The 13631-nt window shown below is 75.5% G+C and carries 6 protein-coding genes; all 6 read right to left on the bottom strand.

Annotated features, from left to right (window positions below):
• Window positions 1-29: 29 nt before the first annotated feature.
• A complete protein-coding gene (locus ACIRO3_RS23935; RefSeq protein WP_404139977.1) occupies window positions 30-3152 on the bottom strand; it encodes a condensation domain-containing protein in 3123 nt (1040 codons plus the stop codon).
• Entirely contained in the window at window positions 3142-5121 is a 1980-nt protein-coding gene (locus ACIRO3_RS23940) for a non-ribosomal peptide synthetase (RefSeq protein ID WP_404139980.1), read from the bottom strand. The genes ACIRO3_RS23935 and ACIRO3_RS23940 overlap by 11 nt, the downstream gene beginning before the upstream one ends.
• A gap of 1 nt (window position 5122) precedes the next feature.
• Window positions 5123-7081 carry a non-ribosomal peptide synthetase gene (locus tag ACIRO3_RS23945; protein ID WP_404139983.1) on the bottom strand — a complete coding sequence of 653 codons (1959 nt, stop codon included), beginning with the start codon at window positions 7079-7081 and terminating at the stop codon, window positions 5123-5125.
• Window positions 7081-10344 carry an amino acid adenylation domain-containing protein gene (locus tag ACIRO3_RS23950; protein WP_404139986.1) on the bottom strand — a complete coding sequence of 1088 codons (3264 nt, stop codon included), beginning with the start codon at window positions 10342-10344 and terminating at the stop codon, window positions 7081-7083. Before ACIRO3_RS23950 ends, ACIRO3_RS23945 begins: the two co-directional genes overlap by 1 nt.
• A 249-nt stretch (window positions 10345-10593) precedes the next feature.
• A complete protein-coding gene (locus ACIRO3_RS23955) occupies window positions 10594-11901 on the bottom strand; it encodes a condensation domain-containing protein (protein WP_404139989.1) in 1308 nt (435 codons plus the stop codon).
• Window positions 11902-12002: 101 nt separating this feature from the next.
• Entirely contained in the window at window positions 12003-13406 is a 1404-nt protein-coding gene (locus ACIRO3_RS23960; protein WP_404139992.1) for an MFS transporter, read from the bottom strand.
• Window positions 13407-13631 lie beyond the last annotated feature (225 nt).

A 13631-nucleotide genomic window follows, 5' to 3' on the forward strand; every position in this document is an offset into this window, starting at 1 on the left:
CGGGCGGCGCTCCGGGCGCGGCGGGTGGGTCAGTCGGTGCCGGCTGTCATGCCGGCGATCATCTCCGCCAGCACGGTTCGCCGGTCCTCCCCCGGCCGTGGCCGGAGCGGGCGGGCCAGGCGTGCGCTGTCGTAGTGCCAGCGGTGATCGAGGTCCCGGGGCACCGCGCCGGTTTCGCGGAAGTCCGCGCGGGTGCCGAGCAGTTCCGTGAGGTCCTGTGCCAGGTCGCGCCAGGACACGTGGCCGCCGGCGGCGTTGGCGACTCCGTGCACGGGACGGTCCAGGCACTCGACCACCGCACGGGCCAGGGCTGCCGCGTGCACCCAGGCGGCTCCGTACCAGGCGTGGCCGCCGGTTCCGGGTCGAGGGAGTTCGATCGGTCGGCCTTGGCTGGCGCACTGGTAGAGCGTGCCGAGGGCGCCCCAGCGCAGCTGTTCGCGCAGCCGGTCGTGCGCGCCCCACACGATCGGTGAGCGCACGGCGCTCGCTCCGCCGCGTCCCTCGGTCCCGGCGGCGCGCAGCAGCAGGGCCTCGCAGTCGAGCTTGGCCCTTCCGTACGGGCCGACGGGCTCGTGGGGCGGCGATTCCTCGGCGACGCGGTCCGTCCCGGGGTGGCCGTAGGCGTCGACGCTGCTGACGAAGACGAACGGTCCGCGCCGCCAGGCGTCGACCATCGTCTCCATCGCCGCCAGGTCCACGTCGTGCCGGGTGAAGGTGCAGGCGGCGTGGACGACCGCGTCCGCGTGCGCGACGGCGTCCCGCAGCCCGGCCAGGTCGGTGAGGTCGCCCTCGATGACGTCGACGCCCTCGGCGGTGATCAGGTGCGCGGACTCGGGTCGGGCCAGCGCCAGTACGGGGCGTCCCCGACCGGCCAGTTCACGCACGATGAACGCGCCCACGCCGCCCGTCGCGCCGGTGACCAGTACCGTGCCCGGGCGGATGTCTCGGGAGCGGCGGGCCGGCCTGCTCGCGGCCTTCGCGGCGCTCTGCCGTGCCGCCCGTTCGTCGAGGAGCGCGGTCAGCGCGCGCGGCGTGCGGGCCTGGAGCACGTCGAGGCCCGTGAGTGGCAGTCCGAGATCCGTACGCAGCCGTTCGGCGAGCTGCACGGCTTTCAGGGAGTGGCCGCCGAGGGCGAAGAAGTCGTCGTCGGGCGACGGGAGGAGACCGAGCACGGTGTGGAAGGCCGCCGTGACCGCTTCGGCCCGGGGGCCGGCCGGGGCGCCCGGCCCGGACTGCCCGGGCAGCCGGGCGTGGTCGGGCGGCCCTGCGGCCGTACGCGGCAGCGCGTCGAGCAGGGTGACCGTGGCGGGTACGGTCTCGGGTGCGAGCGAACGGCGCAGCAGGCCCAGGAGTTCGTGACCGGACGGGCCGACGCTGTCGCGCAGGACGGCGTAGGCCACGGGCGGGCCCTGGTCGGGCTGGACCACCGTGGCGTCGGCGACCTGCGGGTGGGCGCGCAAGGCCTGCGCGGCCGGGTGACGATCGCCGGTCGGGCCGGAGCCGGTGCCGGTCGGGGGGCGGTCGCCGGTCGGGCCGGAGCCGGTGCCGGTCGGGGGGCGGTCGCCGGTCGGGCCGGAGCCGGTGCCGGTCGGGGCGACGGACCTGGGGTTCGGGTCGGGCAGGGGCAGGGCGCCCAGGGCCAGTTCCGGGTCGGCCGCCACCGCGTGGAGCAGGGCCGCGTAGTCCCGTACGGCCGCCTCCGCCACGGTGTCGTCCAGGGTGTTCCCGTCGTACTGGACGAGCGCCACGGGCTGTGCGGCGTCGCCCAGCCCCAAGCCGTAGGACAGGGTGAACTTCGCGCCGCCGGTGGGGACGTCCACGTACTCGGCCGACGTACCCGGCAGGCGAAGCACCGTCGGCTCGCCGAGGACGTCGGAGGTGACGCGGACCAGCGCGGTTCCGTCGGCGCCGCGCGCCCCGGCGCCGAGGCGTTCGAGGACCAGGTCGAAGGGGATGTGCCGGTGGCGCTGGGCTTCGAGGAGGGCGTCGCGTACCCGCCGCAGCAGTCGGGCGAAGGACGGGGCGCCGGAGACGTCGACCCGTACGGGCAGGGTGTTGACGCACAGGCCGACGAGGCCGCGCATGGCGGTTCCGCTGCGGTGGGTGCCCGCGACGCCGATGACGAGGTCGTCGTCACCGGTGAGGCGGTGCAGTGCGGCGAAGGCCGCGGTGAGTGACACCGCGAAGAGGGTGGCCTGCCGCTCCGCGCCCAGCGCCCGCAGGGCGTCGGGCACGGCGGGCGCGAGGGGCACGGTGCGCACGGTCGCGGGACGGTCGGCGGTGTGGGGTGCGGCCGCCGCCGGTCGGGGCAGGCGCGGCGGGGCGGCGTCGCCCAGCAGGTCGCTCCAGCGGTCCAGTTCCGCCTCGAAGCCGGGGAGGGCGTCGTGCTCGCGGCGTGCGTGGTCGGCGTACTGGGGCGCCGCGGCGAGCGGGTGCCGGCTGGTTCCGTCGGTGGCCGTCGTGTAGAGGACGGCGAGTTCCCGGGCCACGGTCTCCAGTGAACCGCCGTCCACGGCGATGTGGTGGAACGTCAGCAGGAGGGTGTGGTCCTGCGGGCCGTGGCGCAGGACGAGTGCCCGTACGGAGTCGCCGGCCGCGAGGTCGAACGGCCGGGCCGACTCGCGCCGCAGCAGCCCGGGAGCCTGCGTCACGTCGGCGTCGACGACGGGTACGGGGACCGTCCGCGGCGCGGGAAGCACCTCCTGGCGGGGCTCGCCGTCGCGCTCCGTGTAGCGGGTACGGAGAATGCCGTGCCGGGTCACCAGGGCGGTGAGGGCGTCGGCGAACGCGGTCACGTCGAACGGGCCGCGCAGCCGGGTGGCGAACGGTACGTGGTAGGAGTCGCCCGCGCCGCCGAGCCGCTCCATCAGCCACATGCGGCGCTGGGCGCGGGAGAGGGGGCCGCTCGCGGACTTTGCGGCGGTGGGGGCGGTGGGGGCGGTGGGGACGGTACCGCCGCGGTGGGTGGTGTCGTGCGGTGCGTGGCCGCCCTCGTCGGCGGGCACGGGGGCGGGCCCGGGGGCGGGCGCAACGGCGCCGGCGGCGGGCTCGGCCGTCGTGCGCCGGGCGGTTCCGGCGCGGGCCCGGCGCAGCAGTTCCCGCTGCGTTCGCTGTTGGCGCTCGCGCGCCGCCGAGTCGGCGTCAGTGGACATCGCTGTGCTCCGGGGTCTCGGGGTGGAGGTCTGCGTGGGAGGCCAGGAGGGCGCGTTCGACCAGGGCGGCCTGCGCGGCGACGGTCGGGGCGGCGAAGAAGTCGGCGAGGGAGAGTTCCACGCCGAGTTCCTCGCGCAGGTCGTCGGTGACGGCGAGGGCGAGCAGGGAATGACCGCCGAGGGCGAGGAACTCGGCGTCGGCGCGGGTGACTTCTGTGCCCAGTTCCCGGCTCCACACCTCGGCCACGGCCTGTTCCAGCGGTGTCATCTCCGCCGCCGGCGCGTCGGCCGGCCGGCTCTCGGCCGTGTGCGCGCGTCCGGCGAGGGCGCGCCGGTCGACCTTGCCGGCCGGGGTGAGGGGGAGCCGGTCCAGCACGGTGACCGTGTCGGGCACCAGGTGGGCGGGCAGGACGGCGGCGAGCCGCTCGCGCAGCGCCGCGGCGGGGGGCACCGGACCGGGCGCGGCGACGACGTACGCGGTCAGGCAGGCCTCGGGGGTGCCGGCGGCGTCGACGGTGACGGCCGCGTCGTCCACGTCGGGCTGCTCGCGGAGGGCGTGTTCGACCTCGGCGGGTTCGATGCGGAAGCCACGCACCTTGACCTGGTCGTCGTTGCGGCCGTGGAACTGGAGGATGCCGTCGGGCCGCAGGGAGACGATGTCACCCGTGCGGTAGACCCGGCCGGCGGCGGGGTGCTCGACGAACCGTTCGGCGGTGAGTTCGGGCCGGCCCGTGTACCCGTGGGCGAGCCTGCTTCCGCCGACCCACAGTTCGCCCCGGTCGCCCTCGGCCACCGGGTGGCCGTCGGCGTCCAGGACGTGCGCCGTGGCTCCGGCGACGGGCCTGCCGATCGGTATCGGCGCCTCGCAGTCCCGCTCGGTGACCCGGTGGGCGGTGGCGAACGTGGTCGTCTCGGTCGGCCCGTAGCCGTTGACGAGCTCCAGCCAGGGGAAGGCGGTGAGCACCTCGCGGGCCTGTGCGGCGGCCATCGCCTCGCCGCCCACGACGACCGAGCGGAGCTGGGCGAAGACCCGGGAGCGGCGCGCGGCGAGCTGGTGGAAGAGGGCCGTGGTGAAGAACGCCACGGTCACTCCGTACCGCTCGACGTGCCGGGCCAGGTCCTCCAGGGAGGGCCGCGGCTCGGTGCAGACGACGACCGCGGCGCCGTTGGCGAGCGCGACCCAGACCTCGAACGTCGAGGCGTCGAAGGTCATGGGCGAGTGGAACAGGACGCGGTCGCGGCCGGTGAGGGTGACGTAGTCGGGTGCGGTGACCAGCTCGGCGATGGCACCGTGCGGTACGGCGACGCCCTTGGGGCGGCCGGTGGAGCCGGAGGTGAACATGATGAACGCCGGGCCGTGCGGGTCGGACTCGTCTACCGGCGGGCCGCTCGTGAGCGGCTCCTCGGGCAGGGCGAGGGCGGGGGCGGGGAGCGTGGCCGCCTCCAGCAGCTTGGCGTCGCCGACGATGAGCGTCACCTCGGCGTCGGTGATCATCGCCTCGGTACGCGGCCCGGGTTGGGCGGGATCGAGCGGCACGCACACGGCTCCGGCCAGCCACAGCCCGAGCTGCGCCACGATCGTGCGGGACGATCGCGTCGTCAGCAGCGCCACCCGGTCGCCGCGCGCCACCTCGTGGTCGCGCAGGCGCGCCGCGAGGGCGCGGCCGGCGTGGAGGAGGCGGCCGTAGGTGAGGGTGGTGTCGCCGTCCACGACGGCGAGGGCGTTCGGGGTGAGCTCGGCGTGCCGCGCGAGGAGCGCCGGCAGGGTGGCCTGCCGCGCCGGCGACGGTACGGGTCCGGTGGGGCGCTCGCCGGGCGGCGGTGCGGGGGTGCCGTTCGTCGGGGCGACGGGCGGCTGGGTGGTGGGGCCGTTCGTCGTGCCGTTCGTCGGGGCGACGGGCCGCTGGGTGGTGGGGCCGTTCGTCGTGCCGTTCGTCGGGGCGACGGGCGGCTGGGTGGTGGTCGTCATGTCAGGCTCCTTCCGGGCGCGGGGTCCGGCGCTGGTCGAGGAGGGCGGCGAAGGCGCGGAGGTCGGTGCTGCGCAGCAGTTCGTGGGCGCGCGGGCGTATTCCGGTCTCGCGTTCCACGGCCGCCAACAGGCGTGCGGCGACGACGGAGGTGCCGCCGGCGTCGGTGAAGTTGTCGCCGAGGCCGGTGCCGGGCCGGCCGAGGAGTTCGCGCACGGTCGTCAGCACGAGCCGCTCGGTGGCGGTGGCGGTGGCGTCGGCGAGGTCGTCCGCGGTGGCGGTCCGGGGCGTCGCGGGGACCGGGGCCTGGGCCTGGGCTGCCAGGGCGGCCCGGTCCACCTTGCCGTTGGCGTCGAGCGGGTAGCCGTCGACGATCCGTACGGTGGCGGGGACGGCCTGCTCGGGGAGCCAGGCGCGGACCGCGGTGAGGAGGTCCCCGGCCGCGGGTTCGGCGCCGTCGGCGGGCCGTACGTGCGCGACGAGGCGGCCGTGGCCGGCGCTGTCGCGCAGCACGGTGACGACGGCGCTGCGTACCCGGGGGTCCTGCTCGAAGGCGGCTTCGACCTCGGCCGGTTCGATGCGCACCCCGCTGATCTTCACCTGGTCGTCGAGGCGGCCGAGGAAGTCCAGGCTGCCGTCGGCGTTCATCCGTACCCGGTCGCCGGTGCGGTAGAGGCGGTCGATCGCGGGCGGCAGGAGATCGCGCGCAGGGGCGGTGAACCGGCGCGCGGTGAGTTCGGGGTCGAGGTAGCCGAGCGCCAGGCAGTGGCCGCCGACGCGCAGTTCACCGTCCTGCCCGCGCGCGACGGGCCGTCCCTCGTCGTCCGTGACGACGAGGGTGACGCCGGGCAGCGCGGTGCCGATGGGGGGCGGGGTCGGGTCGCCGGCTTCCGGGTCGGTGGGGCGCATGGCGTGCGTGGTGGTGATGACGGTGGCTTCGGCCGGGCCGTAGGCGTTGTGGACGGTGGCGGTGACGTCGGCGGCGGGGCGGCGGCGCATGCGGTCGCCGCCCACGACGAGGTGACGCAGCTTCAGGTCCTGCGGCCACGGCCGGTCCAGGAGCGGTTCGACGGTGGGAGTGGCCGCCACGACGTGGGTGAGGGCGGTGTCACGCCACCAGTCGGTGAGCACGTGCGCGTCCCACCGGGTGTCGTCCGGGGCCGGGACGAGGGCGGCGCCGGAGGTCAGGGCGGCCCACAGCTCCAGCAGGTGCGGGTCGAACGCGACGCCGATGAGCAGGGACTGGCGGTCGCCCGGTGCCAGGCCGGTCTCGGCCCGGTACCAGTCGAGGGCGACGGAGAGCGAGGTCTCGGCCACGGCGACGGCCTTTGGGCGGCCGGTGGAGCCGGAGGTGAGAACGGCGTACAGGGCGCCTTCGGGCGCGCGCCGGGTACCACGGACGGACCCGGTGAACGCCGCCACCGCGGCGGCGGGGGCGTTGACACCGTCGGTGGGCAGCGGCAGCGGGACGTGCTCCCCGGTGCGGTGTTCCTCGGGCAGGACGCCGGGGTCGCCGATGAGGCAGGCGACGTCGAGGTCCTCGGTGACGGCCCGGGTGCGGCGTTCGCCGGGGCGGGGGCCGAGCGGCAGGTAGACGGCGCCGATCCGGGCGAGCGCGACGGCGGTCACCACCAGGGCGGCGGAGCGGTCGAGGCAGACGCCGACCAGGTCACCGGGTCGTACGCGGTCGCCCAGGGCTGCGGCGATCCGCGCGGCCGCCGCGTCGAGGTCCCGGTACGTCCAGGTCCGGGCGCCGTCGATCACGGCCGGGGCCTGCGGGTCACGCCGGGCCCGGTCCTCGAAGCGGGCGAGCACACTGCTCGGTTCGGCGGCGGGGCCATGGGCGACGCTCGGCACGGTGCCGGCCGCGATGGCGGTGCCGGTGCCGTGCGGGGCGCCGGTGGCGGTGCCGGTGGCGGCGGGCGTGGCGGGGAGGGCGGGCATGGTCGGGGACTGGGTCATCACGACTCCGTGGAAAGGGCGGTGGTGGCGAGCGCCTCGGCCTGGTCGGCGAGCACGGGGTTGCGGAAGAGCACCTTCAGCTGCGGGCGCGTGCCCAGCCGGGGCTCCAGCCAGGCGGCCAGTTCGGCGGCCAGCAGGGAATGGCCCCCGCTGTGGAAGAAGTGGGAGCGGGCGTCGAACCGGCTGTGGCCGAGGACCTCGCGCCAGCCTTCGGTGAGCAGCGCCGTCATCGGATCGTCGGACCCGGAGGACACGGAGGACCCGGAGGACCCGGAGGACCCGGAGGACCCGGCGGACCCGGCGGACGCGGCGGACCCGGCGGTGGCCTCGGGCTCGGCCGCGCGGTCGCCTCCGTACTGCTCGTGCGTCACCGTGACCTCGGGGTCGAGTTCCGCCGCTCGGCGGGCCAGGGCCGCACGGTCGGGCTTGCCTCCGGCGAGGGTCGGCATGGTGTCCAGCCGCGCCCAGCGGGCGGGCACGAGGGGGCCGGGCAGGCGGTGACTCAACTCGGCGTGCAGCGTCTTCTCGTCGAAGTCCGCACCGTCCTCACCGTCCGCACCGTCGGTGCCGTCCGCGCCGTCGGTACCGCTTTCGAGGAAGCCGACGAGCCGGGGCCCGCCGGAACTCTCCCGGTCCAGTACGACGGCGCAGGACCGGCCGCCGAGCACCGCGGACGCCGCCGCCTCGATCTCCTCCAGTTCGATGCGGTGACCGCGCAGCTTGATCTGGTTGTCGCGTCGGCCGAGGAAGTACAGCAGGCCGTCCAGGCCGCGGTAGCCGAGGTCGCCGGTGAGGTAGACGCGCTGTCCGTCGAGTGCGTCGAGGTGGACGAACCGGGCGGCCGTCGCCTGCGCGTTGCCCGCGTAGCCTTCGGCGAGACCCGGCCCGGCGACGGCGAGTTCACCGACGGCGCCGGCCGGCAGCGGGCGGTGGTGGGCGTCCAGGACGTGGACCCGCTCGCCCGGGAACTCGGTGCCCAGGGGGATCTCGGCGTTCTCGGCGAGGGCGTCGCGGGAGATCTCGTGGGCGGTCGAGCTGATGGCCGCCTCCGTGACGCCGTACACGTTGAGCACGGTGGCGTCGGTGTCGGCGAGGACTGCGCGCAGTGCCTGCGCGGGGAGGCGCTCGCCGCCGAGGACCAGGAGCCTCGGTGTCCAGCTCTCGTCACGCAGCGCGGGACGCAGGTCCTCGCGGGTGGCGAGGAAGTAGCTGGTGGGCAGGTTGGCGACGGTGACCCGGGCGGACACCAGCAGTTCGGTGAGCTCCGCGCCGGTGGGCACCTCGTACTCGGGCAGGACCAGGCACGCACCGGCGTGCAGGGTCGGCAGCACTTCTTCGAGCGCCACGTCGAAGGACGGCTGGGCGAACATCAGGACCCGGTCGGAGGTGGTGAGGCCGAACCGGTCGGCGGCCGACGTCAGGTGGTGCACCAGCGCCGCGTGTCCGACGGCGACCGGCTTCGGCGTCCCGGTGGAGCCGGAGGTGTGGATGACGTAGGCGGCGGCGGGGAGTACGGCGCCCTCGCGCGCGGGCGGCAGTACGGGGGCGTCGATCCGGGCGGTCGGCAGTGTTTCCGGCAGGGCCGGGGCGCCCTCACCGGTGAGGACCAGCGCCGGGGCGAGCCGCTCCAGCAGCAGTGCGAGCCGGGCCGGCGGATCGGACGGGGAAAGCGGGCAGTAGACGGCGCCGGTCCGCAGGCACGCGAGCAGGGCGACGACCGAGTCGGTCCCTCGGGGCAGGACCACGGCCACCGGCCGGCCGGGCGTCACACCGGCGTCGCGCAGTCGCTCGGCGAGCGAGCGGACGCGGTCGTCGAGTTCGCCGTAGGTGAGGCGGCGCGCGCCGCACAGCAGGGCCGGCAGCGACGGGTGGTGCGCGGCCACGGGATCCAGCGGATCGCGGTCGGCCGGGACGGGCACGGGTTCGGCGGCCGGCTCCACGACGGTCGGTGCCAGGTCGGCCAGCGGGGTCGCGGGGCTGTCGAGGTAGGCGCGCAGCAGGTCCAGGAAGCGGCCGGAGAGCAACCGGGCGACGTCCTCGCCGAAGAGGTCCGCGTCGTAGTCCCAGACCAGGGTCATGCCGGGTGAGCCATGGCGCGGGGTGACGCCGCGCCGGTCGTCGGGGAGCAGCACCACGTCGAGGTCGAAGCGGGTGGTGCCGGTGTTGAACCCCTCGAAGAGGGTGATGTCGAGACCGGGTACGTCGATCTCGGGCAGCGGTGCGTCGTGGGCGCTGAACATGACGGAGAAGAGCGGGTTGTCGGCGCCGGAGGTGTGCATGCCGAGCGCCCGGGTCAGCTCCTGCACCGGCACGTCCTGGTGCGGCAGGGCCCGCAGGAGGGTGTCGGTGACCTCGTCCATGGTGTCCTGCGCGGGGGCGGCGCCGTCCAGGGCGAGCGGCAGCGGGATGGTGTTGACGAACATGCCCACGGCGTCCTCGTAGCCGAGGGGGCGGTTGCCGACGGCGGTGCCGATGACCATCCGGGAGCGGCCGCTGTGCCGGCGCAGGAGTTCGGCGAACAGCCCGAGGAGCGTGGCGAACGGGGTGAGTCCGCGTGAACGGGTGTGTCCGCGCAGGCGTTCGGCGAGGTCGGCGCCGATCGTCTGGCGCAGTTGTCCGCCGTTGTGCCTGCGGCGGGCGCCGGGGCGGGTGAGGCCGGGCAGTGGCAGGTCGTGGTGCTGGTCGCGCAGTTCGGCCCGCCAGAAGTCGAGCGATTCGGGGGCGTACGCGGCGCCGGCCCGGACGTGGTCGGCGTACGAGGAGGCGGCCGGGAGTTCCGGGTTCTCGCCGAGGACGTGGGCGCGGTAGACGCGGAAGACGTCGTCGAGCAGGATCGCGAAGGAGTGCCCGTCGTGGATGAGGTGGTGCTCGACGTGGACCAGCCGGTGATGGCGCTCGGCCAGCCGCACGAGCGTCCAGCGGATCAGCGGTGCCTCGAAGGTGTCGAGCGGTGTCTCGGCCTCGGTGCGCAGGAGCCGGGCGAAGGCGGCCTCGGGTTCCTCCTCCGTGCCGAGGTCGACCGTGCGCAGCCTCGGCGAGCACTGCGGCGCGACCCGCTGGCCCGGTACGGACCCGGTGGAGGCGACGAGTTCGAGCCGCAGCCCGGGGTGGCGGGCCAGGGTGGCGGTGAGCCCCCGGCGCAGTGCCTCGGTGTCGAGCGGGCCCCACAGGTCCAGTGCGGCGGTGAAGTTGTAGGCGCGACTGCCGGGCTGCATCTGCTCGTGCAGCCAGACGATCTCCTGCGAGGAGGAGAGGGGAAGCATGGGCGATCCCTGGGGTTGTCGGGTCGGTTTCCGATGCCGGTCACGGTCGTGTCCGGTGGTCGTGCGGGCGGCTTCGCGGGTCGCGCGGTGCCGCTGCGGGCGTGCGGGGATGCCGTGGGGGGCCGTGTGCAGCCGTGGGGGCTCGGGGGTGCGCGGCGGCGTGGGGGCGCGCCGGGGGCGCGGGACCGGTGCGCGTGAGCGCCGGTGCGTCGCGCGGGGGCCGGGGGCACCCGGGGCGCCGCGGCCGGGTCAGAGTGCGGAGTGCCCACAGGGGCGCAGTGCGTGGGTGAGCGCGTCGAACGCCCGGTGCGCGGTGTCGTCGTCGAGTACCGCGCGGTCCCACACCATCCGCAGGTCGATCTCCGCTCCCTGGGTGACGGAGACGGCGAAGGGACCGCGGACGGGTCTGCCGTCGACGTGGACCTCCCGTCCCTCGACACCGGCCAGGGTCAGGGGCGGGCGTCGGCTGTCGTCGTCCACGGTCAGCAGTCCGTCGAGGCCGCCGGTCCACGGCGAGCCGGCGGCGCGCACGGCGGTCACGACCGCGTCGAACGGGACGTCGGCCCGGTCGAGGTCGTCCCACCACGCGTCGGCCGTCGCCTCCGGATCGGATCCGTGGCCGGTGTCGGCCGGGAAGACGAGGGTGTTGAGGAAGCAGCCGACGACGGCCTCCGCTCCCGCGGGGCGGCCGCCCCACGGGTAGCCGAGCGGGACCACGTGGTCCGGGCCGTACAACGCGCGGGCCGCGGAGCGGCAGGCGTCGAGCAGTGCGGGGAAGGGGACGCCGGCGTCGCGGGCGGGCAGCCGGGCCTGTGCGGCGCCGCTGGTGATGGCGGCGTCGGGGAGGGCGCCTTCGGGTGCGCGTGCCGGACGGGGCGGCGGGGCGTGGGTGTGCACCGCGCGCAGCCGGTCCGCCCAGTACGCGGCGGCCTCGGGGGTCTGCGCCCGTTCCTCGGCGGCGAGTTGGCGCAGGACCGCGGCGCGGTAGGCGGCGAGTTCGGCTTCCGTCTCCTCGGGGCCGGGACGGGGTGCGGTGGGCTCCCCGGTGTACGCGGCGCCGAGTTCGTCGACGATCAGTGCCAGCGAGCGGCCGTCGCAGACGGCGTGGTCCAAGGCGACGGCGAGGACGTCCTCCGCGCGTTCCTCGTCGCGTACGAGGAAGAGCCGCAGGGCGGGGCCCCGCGCGTCCCAGGAGGCCAGCGCGCGACGGAGCGTGTCGGCCGGCCGCTCCCCCGGTACGACGGGCGGCCGGGTCACGTCGACGTCCGGATCGGCGACGCGCAGGACGGGAGTGCCGCGGACGACGGCGGGGCGCGAGCGCAGCGCGGTGTGCCGTGCGGCGAGCCCGCGGGCCGCTGCCCGCAGGCGTTCGGGGTCGATGGTCCCGGCCGGGAAGGCGAAGAACATCGGTACCACGTCGGGGCGTCCCGACGGGTCCAGCGAACGCACCAGGAGGAAGCGGCGCTGTGCTCCGGTGACCGGCAACAGGACGTCGGGCCGGTCGCCGGCGGTGAGACGCCGGTAGCGGGCCAGGTACTGACTCGTGATGCTGAGCACGTGGTTCTCTCTGTGGTGGCCGCGGTCGCGCGGAACGGTGTGGCGGCGGGCGGGACGGGGCGGTGCCCGTGCGAGGTCGTACCGGCGCGCCGTACGGGTGGTCAGCGGGTGGGTGCGGGGGCCGGGCGTTCGTCGCCCTCGGCGGGGGCGTTCTCCCGCGGTGCTTGGTGGGCGGCGGCGAGGACGTCGTCCTGCGGGCCGGGATCCTGCGCGGCGTCGTCCCGCGCGGCGTCGTCCTGCCCGGCGTCGTCCTGCGGGCCGGGCAGGTCCCGCATCCGGCGCAGCGGGGAGAGCAGCAGCGGCAGCGGTACGGCGAGGATGCCGACGGCGCACCAGGCGAGTGCCGTACGCGATCCGTAGGACTGGGCGAGGGCGCCACCGAGGAGCGCGCCGAGCGGCAGGGTGCCCCACATCAGGAAGCGCAGGGTGGCGTTCATCCGGCCGAGCAGCCGCGGTGGGCACAGCCCTTGGCGGAAGCTGACCTGGGCGACGTTGTAGACGACGGCGCCGAAGGAGACGACCGCCGATCCGGCGGCGAAGAGGGCCGCCCCGGACGCACCGTGCCCGGACAGGGGCCAGAGCAGCGCGAACGGGCCTGTGACCAGGACGGACAGGAGGATGACCCGGGCCTGCCCCAGCCGGGCGGCGAGGCGCCCGGCGCACAGGGCGCCCAGGAGCCCTCCCACGGCCGACGCGGACAGCACCATGCCGAGCCCGCCGGGCCTCAGGCCGACGACGCGGACGAGGTGCACGGTCTGCGTGGCCATGAGCACGGCGGTACAGAGGTTGGCGAGGCCGGTGGTCAGGGCGATGACGCGGAGCAGCGGATGGCCGAAGACGAAGCGGACGCCCTCGCCGATCTCCTTGCGCAGGGAACGCCCGGCGGCGGCGGGCTCGGGTGCTTCCTCGGGCTGTTTGACGCGGGAGAGGAACAGGGCGGAGAGCACGTAGCCGACGGCGTCGACGATGACCGCGAAGTGCGCTCCGACGAGCTGGACCAGTCCGCCGCCGACACCGGGTCCGGTCACCTGGGCGGTGGAACGCACCGTCTCCAGTGCGCCGTTGCCGGCCACGAGTTGGTCCCGGGGCAGGATCTGCGGCAGGTAGCTCTGATGGGCGACGTCGAAGAACACGGTCGCCACGCCGGTCACGAGCGCGACGACGTAGAGCTGGGCCATGGTCAGGGCGTCGGCGAGCGCGACGGCGGGGATGCTCGCCATGGCCACCGCGCGCACCAGGTCCGCGCGGATCATCAGGGGCCGCTTGCGCATGCGGTCGGTGAGTGCCCCGGCGGGCAGTCCGACGAGCAGGAAGGCGGCGGTCTCCGCGGCGGTCAGCAGGCCCACCTGGAAGGCGGGGGCGTCGAGCGCGAGGACGGCCACGAGGGGCAGCGCCACCAGCGTCACCTGGGCACCGAGCTGTCCGGTGGCGGCTCCCGCGAGCAAGAGGCGGAAGTCGCGCGAACGCATGGGGCCATCGGCGACGGCCGGGGATGTTTCGGACATGTGAACGACAGTCACCGACCCCCTGTCGGGAGTCAAAGCAACCCCGTCAGTTTCGGACTTCTTTTGCGTCACCGGGGGGCGAGGTCGGGAAATCTTTCGCCCTACCCGGGGTACGGCCGCGTGAATTCCTGCCTGTCGCGCATGTGGCGCGAGGCAGGCGGGGCAAGGGAGGGCAGGGGCGCGAAGGGGAGCCGGCCGATTCCCCTTACGCTGAGTGATCGGTTC

Origin of the sequence: Streptomyces sp. NPDC102278, from assembly GCF_044766345.1 — a bacterium.
Lineage (GTDB): Bacteria > Actinomycetota > Actinomycetes > Streptomycetales > Streptomycetaceae > Streptomyces.

Excerpts from the sequence above, each read along its gene's own strand:
- ACIRO3_RS23935 (WP_404139977.1), bottom strand. The coding sequence starts at position 3,152 with ATGTCCACTGACGCCGACTCGGCGGCGCGCGAGCGCCAACAGCGAACG.
- ACIRO3_RS23940 (WP_404139980.1), bottom strand. The coding sequence starts at position 5,121 with ATGACGACCACCACCCAGCCGCCCGTCGCCCCGACGAACGGCACGACG.
- ACIRO3_RS23945 (WP_404139983.1), bottom strand. The coding sequence starts at position 7,081 with ATGACCCAGTCCCCGACCATGCCCGCCCTCCCCGCCACGCCCGCCGCC.
- ACIRO3_RS23950 (WP_404139986.1), bottom strand. The coding sequence starts at position 10,344 with ATGCTTCCCCTCTCCTCCTCGCAGGAGATCGTCTGGCTGCACGAGCAG.
- ACIRO3_RS23960 (WP_404139992.1), bottom strand. The coding sequence starts at position 13,406 with ATGTCCGAAACATCCCCGGCCGTCGCCGATGGCCCCATGCGTTCGCGC.